The 15,558-nt window shown below is 70.6% G+C and carries 16 protein-coding genes; 9 read left to right on the plus strand and 7 right to left on the minus strand.

Annotation, left to right across the window (positions count from 1 at the left end):
• The first annotated feature begins 32 nt into the window (after positions 1 to 32).
• Positions 33 to 497 carry an Lrp/AsnC family transcriptional regulator gene (locus ACP6CK_RS10725; protein WP_426958879.1) on the plus strand — a complete coding sequence of 155 codons (465 nt, stop codon included), beginning with the start codon at positions 33 to 35 and terminating at the stop codon, positions 495 to 497.
• 60 nt (positions 498 to 557) lie between these two features.
• On the opposite strand, the gene ACP6CK_RS10730 is transcribed toward ACP6CK_RS10725, so the two are convergent.
• Positions 558 to 2,171 carry an ABC transporter substrate-binding protein gene (locus ACP6CK_RS10730; RefSeq protein WP_426958880.1) on the minus strand — a complete coding sequence of 538 codons (1,614 nt, stop codon included), beginning with the start codon at positions 2,169 to 2,171 and terminating at the stop codon, positions 558 to 560.
• A gap of 107 nt (positions 2,172 to 2,278) precedes the next feature.
• On the opposite strand from ACP6CK_RS10730, the gene ACP6CK_RS10735 reads away from it, so the two are divergent.
• The 7 genes from ACP6CK_RS10735 to ACP6CK_RS10765 all read left to right on the plus strand — a co-directional run bounded on the left by ACP6CK_RS10735 (position 2,279) and on the right by ACP6CK_RS10765 (position 10,020).
• Positions 2,279 to 3,853 (plus strand): ABC transporter substrate-binding protein, encoded by a 1,575-nt coding sequence (locus ACP6CK_RS10735; protein WP_426958881.1) that lies wholly within the window; start codon positions 2,279 to 2,281, stop codon positions 3,851 to 3,853.
• 23 nt (positions 3,854 to 3,876) lie between these two features.
• Positions 3,877 to 5,451 carry an ABC transporter substrate-binding protein gene (locus ACP6CK_RS10740; protein WP_426958882.1) on the plus strand — a complete coding sequence of 525 codons (1,575 nt, stop codon included), beginning with the start codon at positions 3,877 to 3,879 and terminating at the stop codon, positions 5,449 to 5,451.
• A 13-nt stretch (positions 5,452 to 5,464) separates the two neighbouring features.
• A complete protein-coding gene (locus ACP6CK_RS10745; protein ID WP_426958883.1) occupies positions 5,465 to 6,439 on the plus strand; it encodes an ABC transporter permease in 975 nt (324 codons plus the stop codon).
• Positions 6,436 to 7,383 carry an ABC transporter permease gene (locus ACP6CK_RS10750; protein WP_426958884.1) on the plus strand — a complete coding sequence of 316 codons (948 nt, stop codon included), beginning with the start codon at positions 6,436 to 6,438 and terminating at the stop codon, positions 7,381 to 7,383. The genes ACP6CK_RS10745 and ACP6CK_RS10750 overlap by 4 nt, the downstream gene beginning before the upstream one ends.
• Entirely contained in the window at positions 7,380 to 8,405 is a 1,026-nt protein-coding gene (locus tag ACP6CK_RS10755; protein WP_426958885.1) for an ABC transporter ATP-binding protein, read from the plus strand. Before ACP6CK_RS10750 ends, ACP6CK_RS10755 begins: the two co-directional genes overlap by 4 nt.
• Entirely contained in the window at positions 8,402 to 9,466 is a 1,065-nt protein-coding gene (locus ACP6CK_RS10760; RefSeq protein WP_426958886.1) for an ABC transporter ATP-binding protein, read from the plus strand. Before ACP6CK_RS10755 ends, ACP6CK_RS10760 begins: the two co-directional genes overlap by 4 nt.
• A gap of 170 nt (positions 9,467 to 9,636) precedes the next feature.
• A complete protein-coding gene (locus ACP6CK_RS10765) occupies positions 9,637 to 10,020 on the plus strand; it encodes a VOC family protein (protein WP_426958887.1) in 384 nt (127 codons plus the stop codon).
• A 170-nt stretch (positions 10,021 to 10,190) separates the two neighbouring features.
• Here the strand turns inward: ACP6CK_RS10765 and ACP6CK_RS10770 are convergent, their stop codons facing one another.
• From ACP6CK_RS10770 to ACP6CK_RS10785, 4 genes are all read right to left on the minus strand, one after another.
• Positions 10,191 to 10,697: a DinB family protein gene (locus ACP6CK_RS10770; RefSeq protein WP_426958888.1), complete on the minus strand. Its 507-nt coding sequence runs from the start codon at positions 10,695 to 10,697 to the stop codon at positions 10,191 to 10,193.
• The gene (locus tag ACP6CK_RS10775; protein ID WP_426958889.1) at positions 10,694 to 11,701 is read right to left on the minus strand and encodes a GNAT family N-acetyltransferase; all 1,008 of its coding nucleotides are present in this window, start codon (positions 11,699 to 11,701) and stop codon (positions 10,694 to 10,696) included. The genes ACP6CK_RS10770 and ACP6CK_RS10775 overlap by 4 nt, the downstream gene beginning before the upstream one ends.
• A gap of 26 nt (positions 11,702 to 11,727) precedes the next feature.
• On the minus strand, positions 11,728 to 12,930 hold the full coding sequence (locus ACP6CK_RS10780) for a pyridoxal phosphate-dependent aminotransferase (protein ID WP_426958890.1): 1,203 nt from the start codon (positions 12,928 to 12,930) through the stop codon (positions 11,728 to 11,730).
• 76 nt (positions 12,931 to 13,006) lie between these two features.
• Entirely contained in the window at positions 13,007 to 13,894 is an 888-nt protein-coding gene (locus ACP6CK_RS10785) for a LysR substrate-binding domain-containing protein (RefSeq protein WP_426958891.1), read from the minus strand.
• 106 nt (positions 13,895 to 14,000) lie between these two features.
• Between ACP6CK_RS10785 and ACP6CK_RS10790 the strand changes: the two genes are divergently transcribed.
• Entirely contained in the window at positions 14,001 to 14,459 is a 459-nt protein-coding gene (locus ACP6CK_RS10790) for a cupin domain-containing protein (protein WP_426958892.1), read from the plus strand.
• Positions 14,460 to 14,471: 12 nt separating this feature from the next.
• On the opposite strand, the gene ACP6CK_RS10795 is transcribed toward ACP6CK_RS10790, so the two are convergent.
• Together ACP6CK_RS10795 and ACP6CK_RS10800 are read right to left on the minus strand one after the other, a co-directional pair.
• Positions 14,472 to 14,918: a GNAT family N-acetyltransferase gene (locus tag ACP6CK_RS10795; RefSeq protein ID WP_426958893.1), complete on the minus strand. Its 447-nt coding sequence runs from the start codon at positions 14,916 to 14,918 to the stop codon at positions 14,472 to 14,474.
• 4 nt (positions 14,919 to 14,922) lie between these two features.
• Entirely contained in the window at positions 14,923 to 15,540 is a 618-nt protein-coding gene (locus ACP6CK_RS10800) for a LysE family translocator (RefSeq protein ID WP_426958894.1), read from the minus strand.
• Between the last annotated feature and the right edge of the window lie 18 nt (positions 15,541 to 15,558).

A 15,558-nucleotide genomic window follows, 5' to 3' on the forward strand; every position in this document is an offset into this window, starting at 1 on the left:
ACAAGCCGCCGGGCGGCGGCTAGTCTTCCCGAATGGACGAGATCGACCGCAACATCCTGATCGCGGTTCAGCAGGACGGCGCGGCCGGGCTTGCGGACCTGTCCAAGGTGGCGGGCCTCTCCGTCTCCGCCACCGCCGAGCGCGTGAAGCGGCTGGAGGAGCGGGGGACGATCCGGTCCTGGCACGCGGCGCTGGACCCGGCGGCGGTGGGCTGCCCGCTGCTGGCCTTTGTCATGGTGGGCATGCGGCCGGGCCGGGACGATGGCGGCTTCAAGAAGGCGATGCGCCGGGCCGCGCCGGTGCTGGAGTGTCACGCCGTCAGCGGCCCCTGGGATTACATGCTGAAGCTCCGGCTGCCCGACCTCGCGGCGCTGGAGGGGTTCGTGGCGGGCGAGGTGCGGTCCCAGTCCGGGGTGGAGCGGACGGAGATCGTGGTCGCCCTGTCCTCGGCGAAGGAGACGATGATCCTGCCGGTGGCGGAGGCGGACGAGGAGTAGCGCCCCGGGGCGTATCGTCCGAGGTGAAGGGGCGGCCGGACCGGGCCGCCCCTTCCCGGCTCAGCGCATCGTCGCGGGACGCACGCTCATGGCGAGGGTCCGCTCGTCGGCCCGCGCGTCATAGGTCAGGCCGCGACGGGTGGCCCAGATGTTCACGAGCTGGAAGAGCGGGATGATGCCCTGGTCGTTCATCGCCATCTTCACGGCGTCCTGCAGCAGCCGCTCGCGCTGGCCGTCGTCCAGCGTGGCCACGGCCCGCGCCGTCAGCGCGTCCAGCTCCGGGTTGGAGTAGCGGCCGTTGTTGCTGGCGCCCGTCCGCTTCGCCTGGTCGAAGGTGCCGAGGATGTTGACGAGGAGGTAGGAGGCCTCCCCCGTCACGCTGCCCCAGCCGACGAGCCGGATGGCGTATTCCTGGCGCGCGTTTCGCGGGGAGAAGGCGGCCCAGGGCTGCGCGTCCACCTGCGTCTGCACCCCGATGCGAGTCCACATCTGGGCCACGGCCTGAATGGTGCGGGCGTCGTTCGGGTAGCGGTCGTTCGGTCCGTGCAGGGTCAGGCGGAAGCCCTGGGGATAGCCCGCCTCGGCCAGGAGTTGGCGGGCGCGGTCGGCGTTGAAGGCGGTCGGCCGGACCTCGGGGTTGTAGGAGTAGGAGCCGGGCGGCAGCCACTGGCCGGTTGGCTGTGCCGTGCCCTCCATCACCTGGCGGGTCAGGGCTTCCCGATTGATCGCCATGGAGAGGGCCTGACGCACGCGGATGTCGCGGAACGGGTTCCGCGGCAGGGGCTGGCCGGCATGGTCCGTGACGAAGGGGACGCTGCCGTCCCGCGAGAAGTCCATAACGAGATAGATCAGCCGCAGGCCCTGGATCTCGTGCAGCACGGCCCGGTTGTCGCGCCGCAGCCGCTCCAGGTCGCTGCTGGGCACCTGGTCGATCAGGTCCACGTCCCCGGCGAGGAGCGCGGCGGTACGGGCGCTGTCATTGGCGATGAAGCGGTAGGAGACGCGGGCCCAGGGTTCCGCCCCGCCCCAGTAGGCGTCGTTGCGGACGAGTTCCGTCCGGTCGCCGGGACGGTAGGAGACGAGGCGGTAGGGGCCGGTGCCGATCGCCGCCTTGCCGGAGTTGTAGTCCTCCGTGCTGGCGCCCTGGCCGGCGTGGCGGGAGATGACGGCGACGGAGGCGAGCTCGGTTGGCAGCAGCGGGTGGGGCGCGGCGGTGTGGAACCGGATGGTGAGGGGGTCGACCACCTCGGTCCGGGTGATGGCGCGGACGAAGCCGCCGAAGCCGCCAGGGGAGTTGGGGACGTTCGGCGCACGCTCCACGGTAAAGGCGACGTCGTCCGCGGTGAAATCCCGGCCATCATGCCACTTCACGCCGGAGCGCAGCTTGAACTCCCAGACCGTGTCGCCGACGGGGCGCCAGCTCTCGGCGAGGCCGGGCTGGGGCCGGGCGGCGGCGTCGCGCTGCACCAGGAAGTCGAAGATGTGCATCGACAGGGAGTTGTTGGGCGAGGCGTTGTAGAAATGCGGGTCGAGCGAGGTGACCGAGCCGCCGATGCCGATGGTCAGGGTTCGGTCCGCCGGCGGGGTCTGCGCGAATCCCGGTCCGCCCAGGGTAGCGGCGCCGAGGGCGGCGGGCACCGCCAGCAGGCGGCGCCGGGTGGTCTGGTGGGTCACGCGGAAGCTCTCCCTTTTTTCATGCAGAGCCGCGGAAACTAGCGGCGGGAGGGGCCGGCTGCTAGGATTGCCCGGGGAAGGCGCCACCGAAACTTCGGGGAGACCGTATGAGGAAGCTCGCTCTGGCGGCCGTCGCGGCCGCCTTGCCGGCGTTTGGGGACGCTGCCGTCGCGCAGACCCTGAATGTCGCGGTGGGTGCGCCGGTCACCTCCCTCGATCCGCACTACCACGCGCTGTCGCCGAACTACGCGGCGGCCGAGCATATCTTCGACAGCCTGACGGCCTTCGATGCGAATGCGCGCGTGGTGGCGCGGCTGGCGGAGAGCTGGCGGCCGGTCGAGGAGAGCGTGTGGGAGTTCCGGCTCCGCCCGAATGTGCGGTTCCACAACGGCAACGCCTTCACCGCGGAGGACGTGGCCTTCACCATCGCCCGCGTGCCGACGGTGCCGAACTCGCCGTCCTCCTACGGGATCTACACGCGGGCGATCCAGCGGGTGGAGGTCGTGGATCCGCTGACCGTGCGCTTCCACACCAACGGTCCCTACCCGCTCCTGCCCGTGGACCTCGCGCAAGTGGAGATGCTCGATTCCGAGCACCACGCGAATGCGACGACGGAGGAGTTCAACTCCACCCGGCTGGCGATGGGCACCGGCCCCTTCCGCATCCTGTCGCACCGCAACGGGGAGCGGATCGAGTACGCGCGCAACGACGCCTATTTCGGGGATCGGCCGCACTGGGCGCGGGTCAACTACCGGATGATCACGAACGACGCGGCGCGGACGGCGGCGCTGCTGTCGGGGGACGTGGACTTCATCGACCAGGTGCCGACGAGCGACATCGCGAAGCTGCGGGCCGATGGGCGCGTGGCGCTGAGCGAGATCGACGGGCTGCGGCTGATCTACCTCGCGCTCGATCATTCCCGGGACGGCGCCACGCCCTTCGCGCTGGGGGAGGATGGGCGTCCCCTGCCCCGCAACCCGCTGCGGGACGTCCGCGTCCGGCGGGCGCTGTCCATGGCGATCGACCGCCAGGCCATCACGGACCGGGTGATGGAGGGGGCCTCCACCCCGTCAATGCAGCTCTTGCCGCCGACCGGGTTCGGGGCGATTCCCGGGTTGGTCGCGGGCCGCCCCGATCCCGATGGCGCCCGGCGCCTGCTGACCGAGGCCGGCTACCCCAACGGCTTCCGCCTGACGCTGCACGGGCCGAACGACCGCTACATGAACGACGCGCGGATCATCCAGGCGGTCGGGCAGATGTGGACGCGGATCGGGGTGCGCACGCAGGTCGAGGGGCAGCCCTGGGCCGCCTTCGTCGCCCGCGCGGGCCGGCAGGAGCTCTCGGCCTTCCTCGTGGGCTGGGGGACGTCCTCCGGCGAGGCGTCGAACCCGCTCCGCTCCCTGCTGGCGACCGCCAATCCGGGACGGGGCTTCGGCGGGTCCAACCGCGGCCGCTACTCCAACCCGGAGATGGACGCGCGGATGGAGGAGGCGCTGCGGACGCTGGATGACGGGCGGCGCGAGGCGCTGCTGCGGGAGGCGACGCAGATCGCGATGGATGATGTCGGGATCATTCCGATCCACACGCAGAAGAACATCTGGGGGATGCGCCGCGGCCTGGTGCACGACGCGCGGGCGGACGAGCTGACGCGGGCGCAGGACGTGCGCCCGGCGGCGCGCTGAGAGACGGACAGGGGGAGACGCGGATGAGAAAGCTGGTCCTGGCGGCGACGGTCGCGGTGCTCTCCGCCTCGGGAGCGATGGCCCAGACGCTGACGATGGGGGTCGGGTCGCCCGTGACCTCGCTCGATCCGCATTATCACCAGCTCTCTCCGAACAACGCCGTGTCGGACATGATCTTCGACAAGTTGGTGAACACCGATGCCCGTGCCCGCAACATCCCGGGCCTGGCGACGGAGTGGCGGGCGATCTCCCCGACCGTGTGGGAGTTCAAGCTGCGGCCGAACGTGCGCTTCCACAACGACAACCCCTTCACGGCGGAGGACGTGGCCTTCACCATCGGGCGGCTGCCGAACGTGCCGAACTCGCCGGCCTCCTACGCCGTCTATGCGCGGCCCATCGCGCGGATCGAGGTGGTGGACCCGCTCACCATCCGCTTCCACACCCATGAGCCCTATCCGCTGCTGCCGCTGGACATGACGAATGTCCGCATCCTCAACCAGGCGACGCACCGGAATGCGACGACGGAGGAGTTCAACTCCGGCCGCATGGCGATCGGAACCGGGCCGTTCCGCGTGATCTCCCACCGCAACGGGGACCGGATCGAGTTCGAGCGGAACGATGCCTACTGGGGTGACCGGCCGGCCTTCCAGCGCGTGAACTACCGGATGATCACCAACGACGCCACGCGCACCGCAGCCCTGCTGGCCGGCGACGTGGAGGCGATCGACCAGGTGCCGACCACCGACGTGGCACGATTGCGGAACGATCAGCGCGTGTCCCTGAGCGAGATCGTGGGACTGCGGCTGATCTATCTTGGGCTGGACCATCTGCGCGGGGCGAACGAGAACTCGCCCTTCGTCACGGACAATGACGGGCGGCCGCTGGGCCGCAACCCGCTGCGGGACGTGCGGGTCCGGCGGGCGCTGTCCATGGCGATCGACCGGCAGGCGATCACGCAGCGGCTGATGGAGGGCGCGGCCACCCCGGCCGGCCAGTTCCTGCCGCCCGGCACCTATGGCCACATCCCCGACCTGGCGCCCACGGCCTTCGATCCGGACGGGGCACGGCGCCTGCTGACCGAGGCCGGCTACCCCAACGGCTTCCGCATCCAGCTGAACGGGCCGAACGACCGCTACATCAATGACGGCCGCATCATCCAGACGATCGGGCAGATGTGGACCCGGGTCGGCGTGCGCACGGCGGTGGAAGGGCAGACCTGGGCCGTCTTCATCGGCCGTTCCGCCCGGGCCGAGTACTCGGCGCAGCTGAATGGCTGGGGGTCAAACCCGGACGGGTCCCACCCGCTACGGAACATCCTGGCCACCGTGAGCGCCGAGCGGGGCTGGGGCGCCTCCAACCGCGGCCGCTACTCCAACCCCGAGGTGGACCGGCTGCTGGAGCAGTCCCTGACGGAGCTGGACGAGGCGAAGCGGGAGGAGTTGGTGATCCGCGCCCAGCGCATCGCCGCCGAGGACGTGGCGGTGATCCCCATCCACATCCAGACGAATATCTGGGCCACGCGCCGCGGACTGGTGCACGAGGCCCGGGCCGACGAGCTGACCCGGGGCCAGGACGTGCGCCCGGCGCCGCGGCCGTGACGGAGACCACACGATGACCGTCTATCTCCTGCGCCGGCTGATCCAGGCGGCGCTGGTCATGCTGATCATGTCCATCATCGTCTTCATCGGGGTCTATGCCATCGGCGACCCTGTGGAGATCCTGATCTCGCCGGACGCGGACCAGGCGGAGCGGGCGCGGGCCATCGCGGCGCTCGGGCTGGATAAGCCGCTCTGGCAGCAATACCTGACCTTCCTGACGAATGCCGTGCAGGGCGACCTCGGCCGGTCCTTCGTGTTCAACGAACCGGCGCTGAAGCTGATCGGGCAGCGCGCCCCGGCCACGCTGGAGCTCGCCTTCGCGGCGATGTTCCTGGCCATCCTGATCGGCCTGCCGCTCGGCCTCTATGCCGGGCTGCGGCCGAACTCGGTGGGCGCGAAGGCGATCATGGCGGGCTCGATCCTCGGCTTCTCCCTGCCCACCTTCTGGGTGGGGCTGATGCTGATCATGGTCTTCGCGGTGCAGCTCGGCTGGCTGCCCTCCACCGGGCGGGGAGAGACGGCGGAGATCCTCGGGCTTCGATGGTCCTTCCTGACGTGGGATGGGCTGGCGCACATGGCCATGCCGGCGCTCAACCTCGCGCTGTTCAAGATCAGCCTCGTCATCCGCCTGACCCGCGCGGGCGTGCGGGAGACGATGCTGATGGACTTCGTGAAGTTCGCCCGGGCGAAAGGGCTGTCGTCCTCCCGCGTGATCGGGGTGCACGTGTTCAAGAATATCCTGATCCCCGTGGTGACCGTAACAGGGCTGGAGCTCGGCTCGACCATCGCCTTCTCGGTCGTGACGGAGAGCGTCTTCGCCTGGCCGGGCATGGGCAAGCTGATCATCGACAGCATCAACGTGCTCGACCGGCCGGTGATCGTCGCCTACCTCATGAGCATCGTGCTGATGTTCATCATCATCAACCTGGTCGTGGACCTGCTCTACTCCGTCCTCGATCCCCGCGTCCGGCTGGAGAGCAAGGCATGAGCGCGACCGCTCTCCCCACGGGGACAGGGCAGACCCCGACGACCGCCTCCCCGCCCGCGCCGCCGCGGGTGGAGACGCCCTTCCGCCGCTTCGTCTCCGAGTTCTTCGAGAGCAAGATCGCGACGGGGGCGCTGGTAATCTTCACCCTCATCGTCCTGATCGCGATCTTCGCGCCGCTGATCTCGCCGCAGAATCCCTACGACCTCGCCCAGCTCGACATCATGGACGGGCGGCTGGAGCCGGGGTCCCAGAGCGGCGACGGGAGCATGACCTACTGGCTCGGCACCGATGACCAGGGGCGGGACATGCTGTCCGGCATCATGTACGGGCTGCGGATCAGCCTTGTGGTCGGCGCCGGGTCGGCGATCGCCGCGGCGCTGGTCGGTGCCTCCCTCGGCATGCTCGCGGCCTATGCCGGCGGGCGGACCGACACCCTGATCATGCGGCTGGTGGACCTCCAGCTCTCCTTCCCGACCATCCTGTCAGCGCTGATGATTCTCGCCTTCCTCGGCAAGGGAATCATGAACGTCGTGATCGCCCTGATCGTGGTGGAATGGGCCTATTACGCCCGCACCGTCCGCGGCGTGGCGCTGGTCGAACGACGGCGGGAATATATCGAGGCGGCGCAGTGCCTGGCGCTGCCGACCCGGCGGATCATCTTTCGGCACCTGCTGCCGAACTGCATGCCGCCGCTGATCGTGGTGGGGACCATCCAGATCGCCCGGGCCATCGCGTTGGAGGCGACGCTCTCCTTCCTCGGCCTCGGCGTGCCGATCACCGAGCCCTCGCTCGGCCTGCTGATCGCCAACGGGTACGAGTACATGCTCTCGGGCAAGTACTGGATCTCCTTCTATCCGGGCATCGCCCTGCTGGTCACCATCGTCTCCATCAACCTGGTCGGCGACCATCTGCGCGACGTCCTGAACCCGCGGTTGAAGAAGTGAGCACCACCGTTCCTGCCCCCTCCGTGCCGGCCACGGCGGCGACGCCGACCCTCCAGGTTCGGAATCTCCGGACCACCTTCTTCACCCGCGCCGGCGCGATCCCCGCGGTCAACGACGTGTCCTTCAGCGTCGGCCGCGGGCAGGTGCTGGGGCTGGTGGGGGAGTCCGGGTCCGGCAAGACCGTGACCGGCTTCTCCGTGATGCGGCTGGTCGATCCGCCCGGCCGGATCGTGGGCGGGGAGATCCTCTTCGACGGCCGCGACCTGACGAAGGCGTCCGAGGAGGAGATGCGGCAGCTCCGGGGCAACCGGATCGCCATGATCTTCCAGGACCCGATGATGACGCTGAATCCGGTCCTGCGCATCGACACGCAGATGATCGAGACGATGCAGGCCCACACGAAGATCAGCCGTGAGGATGCGCGCCAGCGCGCGCGGGACACGCTGGGGATGGTCGGCATCCCCTCCCCGGATGAGCGGCTGATGTCCTATCCCCACCAGTTCTCCGGCGGGATGCGGCAGCGCGTGGCGATCGCGATCGCGCTGCTGCACCGGCCCGAGCTGATCGTGGCGGACGAGCCGACCACGGCGCTGGACGTGACGATCCAGGGGCAGATCCTGGCCGAGGTGCAGAAGCTGGCGGCGACCACCGGCACGTCGCTGATCTGGATCACCCATGACCTGTCCGTGGTGGCGGGCTTGGCCGACGACATCGCGGTCATGTACGCCGGCCGGATCGTGGAGCACGGGGCCGTGGTGGACGTGCTGGACCACCCGCTGCATCCCTATACCGTCGGCCTGCTGGGGTCCGTTCCGTCCCGCAACCGGCGGGGGGAGCCGCTGCGGCAGATCCCCGGGATGACCCCTTCCCTTCTCAACCTGCCGCCCGGCTGCCCCTTCCAGACCCGCTGCCCCCGCGCGGCCGAGGTCTGCCGCCAGGACCCGCCCATGGCCGAAATCCTGCCCGCCCATGAGGCGCGCTGCTTCCGCCCGCATCTCGAGACCGCGGAGGCGGCGGCATGAGCATCTCCTTGGACAAGGCGCCGGAGGCGCCGCCCGCGTCCACCGCCGCGCCGATGATCGAGGTGCAGGGCGTGTCCCGGCGCTTCGCGAAGCGGCTGGACTTCGCGGGCAAGCTGCTGGCGAAGCTCGGAGCGCCGCTTCGGGACGAGGTGGTCCACGCGGTGGACAAGGTGGACCTGACCATCCGGAAGGGCGAGGTGGTCGGGTTGGTCGGGGAATCCGGCTGCGGCAAGTCCACGCTGGGCCGGATGATCGCGGGCATCCTGCCGCCTTCGGACGGGACCATCCTGTGGAAGGGTCGCGACCGGCAGGGGCTGTCGGGGAAAGAGGCGCGCGCCGCGATGCTGCAGGCGCAGATGATCTTCCAGGACCCCATGTCCTCCCTCAACCCGCGGCTGAAGGTGGCGGAGATCGTCGGGGAGGCCCCGCTCTTCCACGGGCTGACAAACCGCGGCCAGTTCGCGACTTATGTGGATGACCAGCTCCGCCGGGCCGGGCTCGACCCCACGCTGAAGGCCCGTTACCCCCACCAGTTCTCTGGCGGGCAGCGGCAGCGCATCGGCATCGCGCGCGCGCTGGCCGTCCAGCCGGAATTCCTGGTCTGCGACGAGTCGGTGGCGGCGCTCGACGTCTCGATCCAGGCGCAGATCCTGAATCTCTTCATGCGGCTGCGGAAAGAGCTGGACCTCACCTACCTCTTCATCTCCCACGACCTGGGCGTGGTGGAGCATCTGAGCGACCGCGTGGTCATCATGTATCTGGGCCGCGTGGTGGAAGAGGCGCCGACCGAGACGGTCTTCGGCCGGCCGAACCATCCCTATACCCGCTCGCTTCTCGCCTCCGTCCCGAAGATCGAGGCGCGGAAGAAGGCCTTCGCGGTGGTGCGGGGGGAGATCCCCTCCCCGCTCGCGCCGCCGTCCGGCTGCCATTTCCACCCGCGCTGCCCGCACGCCTTCGACCGCTGCAAGGTGGAGATCCCGGCGCTGAAGGAGGTGGCCCCCGGCCACCGGAGCCGCTGCCACCTGAACGACGAGCCCGGGCGCGCCGGGCTGCCGGCGTGACGCGGATCACGCTCGCCCTCCTGTCTGTCCTCGCGCTGTCCGCCTGCGGAGAGCGCGAGGGACAGCGCGGCCCCTATGTCGGCGGGTCCGGCGGGATCAACACGCTCCGCTGACCCATCCGGGCCGGTTCGGTCCCGATCATCTGCCCCGACCATCTGCAAGGAAGCGTCATGCCGAAGCTCACCCTGGATCACGTCCACCTGCGCTCACCCGATCCCGAGGCCACGGGGCGCTGGTACGAGACGGTGCTGGAGGCGCGTCGCACCGCCCCGACGGATCCGAAGAGCGGCCGGGTCACGGTCGCGGTGGGCGGACTGAACATCTTCATCGATCGCGTGCCGGCGGAGACGGCCGGGACGCCGCCCGCGCCCTTCCTGGGCCTGGAGCACCTGGCCTTCACCGTGCAGGGCATCGACGCGGCGGTGGAGGCGATGCGGGCCCAGGGCGTGACGATCCAGAACGGGCCGCTCGACGTGCGCCCCGGCGTGCGGATCGCCTTCATCGTCGGGCCGGAGAACGTGCTGATCGAGTTGCTGGAGCGGACGGCGGTCTGATCCGGCAGCTCTTTGGGGAAGGCTTGTTGGAAGCTGTGCTACCAACGCCCGAGACCCCATCCACCACGGCGCATACGCGCCCCGGACCCGCATCCCAGGGATCGCGGGGTCCGGGGGCCGCGTTCGGCCCCCGGCGGAGGGTCCGGGAGGCAGCGCCTCCCGGCAACGCGTCAGACGTCGGATAGGATGAAGGGCAGGTCCGTCGCGCCGGTGTCCTGTCCCATCGCGGTCAGCAGCGCGTGGGCCTGTCCGCGGTGATGGGTCTGGTGGTTGAAAAGGTGCGTCACCAGCACCGCCGTCCGGCGCGTCAGCTCCCGCCCGACGGCGCCGCTGAAATAGGTCAGGTCCTTCGCCAGCCAGTCGGGCGAGAGCCCCTCGGCCCAGGCGGCGATGCGGACATCGAGGGCCTGGCGAAGTCCCCACAGCGCGTCGAAGTCCGGCTCCATTGTCGGGCTTTCCTTGATCCCGACGCCCGGCCCCGGACCGCCATCGAAGCGGGACATCCAGATGGTGTCGGCCCAGACGAGGTGGCTCAGCGTGCCGTGCAGGCTGCCGAAGAAGGCGCCGCGGTCGGATTTGCGCTCCGCATCGGACAGCCGGGCAGCGGCGCCATAGGTGCGTCGGTTCATCTCGGTGTTGTAGGCCGCCATCATCCGGCACCAGTCGGGCGTGATCATGCCGTAGCCTTCCAGAAGACCGTCGTGGCCTCGGGCCTGCCGTCCGGATTCAGCGCGTAGCCGGGGATGGACCCGACCTCCTGCCAACCGAGGTCGCGATACAGGCGGTCCGCGCCGTCCGAGGCCGTATCCAGCACCAGCAGGCGGCGGCCGATGGTGCGGGCGACCTGCTCCACGCGCTGCATCAGCGCGCGGGCGATGCCGCGGCGTCGGAAGGCCGGGTCCACCAGCAGCTTCGCCACCTCGGCCCGGTGCGGGGCGTTGGGCTGCTGCGCGAGGACGAGTTGCACCGTGCCCGCGAGCTGCCCGTCGCACCAGGCGCCCAGCAGCACCTTCGTCCCCGTCGCGACATCGGCCGAGACGCCGCGCCAGAAGGCCCGCGCCACCTCCATGGAGAGGGGGCGGAGGTAGGAGACGGAGCCGCCTGACGCCACACAGGCGACGAGGATGTCGGACAGGCGCCGCTCCGCGCTGGCGGCCGCCGCGGCGTCCAGCATATCCACGGCGAGGCCCGTCGCCGGCTTCGCGTAACGGAATTCGAGCGACTTCGAGATGTCGTCGAGGATGCGGATGGAGCCAGCGCGGACATAGCCGCGCTTCTCGTAGAAGCGGTGCGCCGCCTCGAAGCGCGTGTCGGTCCAGAGCACCATGCGGCGGGCTCCATGGGCGACCGCGTGGCGCTCGGCGCCGTCCAGCAGGGTATGGGCGAGGCCGGTCCCGCGCGCGGCCTTCGCGACGTACATCCGCCCGATCTCCCAGGCCTCGTCGTCGTTCAGGGGGCGGGTGGCGACCATGCCGAGCGGGCCGCCCGCGTCCTCGGCGACCCAGAGGGCGCCGTTGGCCTTCTGGAAGTGGGTGGCCAGGGCGCGGAGTTCCGGCAACTCCCCGTCCACGTCGAGGATGCAGTTCGGGTATTCGGACCAGGCATCGCCGATCAGGCGGATATAGGCGTCGGTGTCCGCATCGGTGCCCGGGCGGATCGTCACCCCGGCCGGCTGCGGCATCGGGATGCCCTGCTGGTCCGGCGTCCTCACACCACGCCCCGGCAGAAATCCTGGATGCGGGCGCAGGCCTCGCGGAGTGCCTCCGTGTCCGTGGCATAGGAGAGGCGGATGTAGGGGCTCATGCCATAGGCGCTGCCGGCGACGGTGGCGACGTGGTTCTCCTCCAACAGGGCCATGGCCACGTCCTCGTCGGTCTCGAGGCGCCTGCCGCCGGCGCTGGTACGGCCGAGCAGGCCGGCGACGCCGGGGTAGACGTAGAAGGCCCCCTCGGGCCGGTGGCATTGCAGGCCCGGTGCGTCGTTCAGCATGTCCACGACGAGGTCGCGGCGCTGGCGATAGATGGCCTGGCGCTCCGCCACGGAATCCTGCGGGCCGTCCAGCGCGGCGATGGTCGCGGCCTGAGCAACCGTGGCGATGCCGTTCGTCGTCTGGCTCTGCATGTTCGTCATCGCCTTGATCAGCGGCGCGGGGCCGCCGGCGAAGCCGACGCGCCAGCCCGTCATGGCGTAGGTCTTGGACGCGCCGCTGACGGTCAGCGTGCGGTCCTTCAGCCGCGGCTCCACCGCGGCGACGGAGTGAAAGCCCGTGTCGACGTAGCTGATGTGCTCGTACATCTCATCGGACAGGATCCACACGTGCGGGTGGCGCAGCAGCACGTCGGTCAGCGCCGCCACCTCCTCCCGCGTGAGCGCCGCGCCGGAGGGGTTGTTCGGGAAGTTCAGCGTCACCCACTTCGTGCGCGGCGTGATGGCGGCGTCCAGGTCCTCCGGCCGCAGCTTGAAGCCGTTGTTCTGCGGGCAGGGCACGAAGACCGGCGTGCCGCCCGCCAGCTTGCCGATATCGGCATAGGCGGACCAGGCGGGGGTGGGGACGATCACCTCGTCGCCCGGGTCCACGGTGGCGAGCAGCGCGTCCAGGATGACCTGCTTGCCGCCATTGCCGACGATGATCTCGTTGAGCGCGTAATCCAGGCCGTTCTCGCGGCGGAACTTGCGCTGCACGGCGGCCTTCAGCTCGGGCCAGCCGTCGTTCGGCGGATATTTCGTCTTGCCGGCGAGGGCGGCCTCGTGCGCGGCCTCGATCGCGTGGGGCGGGGTGGCGAAGTCGGGCTCACCGACGGTCAGGCTGATGACCTTGTGCCCGGCCTCCCGCAGCTCCCGCGCGCGGATGGACATGCGGGAGGAGCCGGAGAGGGTGACGACCTCCAGCCTCTTGGCGAGGGCGGGCATGAACGGAAACCTCAGGTGGTGACGTGAAAGCGGGCGAAACTAGGCTTCGGGCGCGGCCGCGCCAACCCCGCGGCGTTCAGCGCGTCAGGCCCTGGGCGCGGAGATGGGCGGCCACGTGGTCCACGAAGGCGCGTACCTTCGGCACCTGCAGGCGGTGGGTGGGATAGACGGCGAAGATGCCGCTCGCCGGGGTCTCGACATCCGGCAGCACGCGGCGGAGCCGGCCGGCCGCCAGGTCTTCGGCCACGGCCCAGTCGGGGATGGCGGCCAGCCCGATTCCGGCGATGGCGGCGGCGCGGAGGGTGCCGGCATTGTCGGTCAGCAGCACCGGGCGCACTGGCACGGTGTCCGCCCCCAGCCGCCAGGTGTCGCGCCAGGGCAGCGGGCTGAAGCCGATGCAGCGATGCCCCGCCACCTCCCCCGGCACCGATGGCGCGCCGTGCCGGTCGAGATAGGCGGGCGCGGCCACGATCACCACGCGCGACGTGGCGAGGCGGCGCACCACCAGCCCCGGCGCCGGCGCCTCCGCCACCCGGATGGCGAGGTCGAAGCCGTCCTCCACCAGGCGAACGACGCCGGCGGCCTCGACGAAGTCCACCTCGACCGCGGGGTGGTCGTCCAGGAAGCGCGGCAGGCCGGGGATGAGGTGGCCGGCCACGAAGCTCTCGGGCGCCGCGACGCGCAGACGCCCGGCGGGCGCGGAGCCCAGGGCCTGGACTTCCCGGCGCGCGGCCTCCTCCTCGTCCAGCAGATGGCGGGCGCGCCGATAGAGGACGGCGCCGGCCTCCGTGGGGCGGACGTTACGGGCGCCGCGCTCCAGCAGGCGCAGGCCCAGGCGTTCCTCCAGCGCGCGCACCGTCTCGCTGACGGAGGACTTGGCTGTGCCCAATCGCTCGGCGGCGGCGGTGATGCTGCCGGTCTCCACCACGCGGACGAAGACTTCGAGCCCCTGGAAGGCGCGCATGGCCCAGTGTTCGCCCGGGCGAACGACGTGTCCAGAACGGGCGGCTCCCCGGACGTGGCAGGACGCGACAAGGTCCGGGCCATCGGCGAACCCCGAGGAGGATCGAATGTCGGACGTGATGGAGAAGGATGTGACCGTGGTGGAGCCCGGTATGGGCGAGGTGCTGAACGTGTTCGGCGCCGCCATGATCGTGAAGGCGGACCCGGCGACGGACGGGCTGTTCCTGGGCGAGCACGTGATCCCGCCCGGCTACTTCGTGCCACCTCACATCCACGCGGAGGATGACGAGGTCTTCTTCGTGCTGGAGGGCGAGTTGACCGTGTCCGGCGCCGCGGGCGAACGCCGCATCGGGCCGGGCGCCACGGCGCGGCTGCCGGCAGGGTCGCGCCACGGCTTCCGCAACGACACCTCGTCGGCGGTGCGCTTCCTCGTCATGGCGCGGCCGGGGCTACAGGGCCTGGAGATGTTCCGCCACTTCGACCGGGCCGGCCGCGCCGCCCCCGGCGGGTTGACGCCGCGGGAGATCGTGGCGATCTGCGGGGAATATGGCGTCACCATGGGGTGACGCGGGCGGCTGCTAGCCCCGGCGCGCGGCGCCACGATGCTCGTAGAGGAGATCGAAGGGAGCCTCCCCGGTCAGGCGGAACCCGGCCCGTTCGTAAAAGCGCGCGGCGGGGCTCTCTTTCAGCACCTCGATCCGCACGGGACGATCGGGCTGCTCGGCCAGGATGGCGTCCAGCACGGCGCGGCCGAGCCCCCGCCCTTGCAGCCCGGGCTCCAGGTAGAAGGAGTGGATCTCGCGGTGGTCCGGGTGTTCCACCACGGCGACGCAGCCCGCCCAGCCGCCCGGCACCTGGATCAGGCGGTACAGCGCGGGGTCGAAGGCCGCACGCATCCGGGCCCGCCGGCGCTCGGGGTCCCAGCGCCCCACGCGTTCCAGATGCTCCCGCATGACGCGGACCGACAGGTCGAGCAGCCGCTCGAAATCGGCCTCCGTCGCCGGGGTGAAGGCAAAGGACGTCACGCGCCTAATCTCCCACCAGCACCGGCACCAGCGAGGCGACGAGCAGCCCGGCGAGGGCGATGTTGAACAGCCGCCGCGCCCGTGCCGTCCGCAGCACGCGCGCCACACCGACGCCCACCGCGGTCCAGAAAGCCGTCACCGGCAGGGTGACGAGGACGAAGATCACGGCCAGCACCACCGCCTGCACCCAGGGCGCCGCGCCGCGCCCGGTGGTGTAGGTGACGGCGGCACCGAGCACGATGACCCAGGCCTTCGGGTTCACCCACTGGAACAGCGCCGCCTGCAGGAAGCTCAGCGGCCGTCCCGTCGCCTGCCCTTGGTCATCCTGCGGGCGCGCGGTCGCGATCCGCCAGGCCAGCCACAGCAGATAGGCCGCGCCGGCCCAACGCAGCACGCCGTACAGCCAGGGGGCGGCGCGCAGCACCTCCCCCGCACCGAGCGCCATGGCCAGGAGCATCGCCGGGAAGCCGAAGGAGATGCCGAGCATGTGCGGAACGGTCGGCATGAAGCCGAAGGTCGCGCCGGAGGCGGTCAGCATCGTGTTGTTCGGCCCCGGCGTGGCGGTCATGGAGAAGGCGAAGGCCACGGCCGAGATCAACCAGGCGACACCTTCCCCCGTCATGGGCGGGTCAGTGAAGCC

Origin of the sequence: Muricoccus radiodurans (genome assembly GCF_050154705.1) — a bacterium.
In the GTDB taxonomy this organism is placed as follows: Bacteria; Pseudomonadota; Alphaproteobacteria; order Acetobacterales; family Acetobacteraceae; genus Roseomonas; species Roseomonas radiodurans.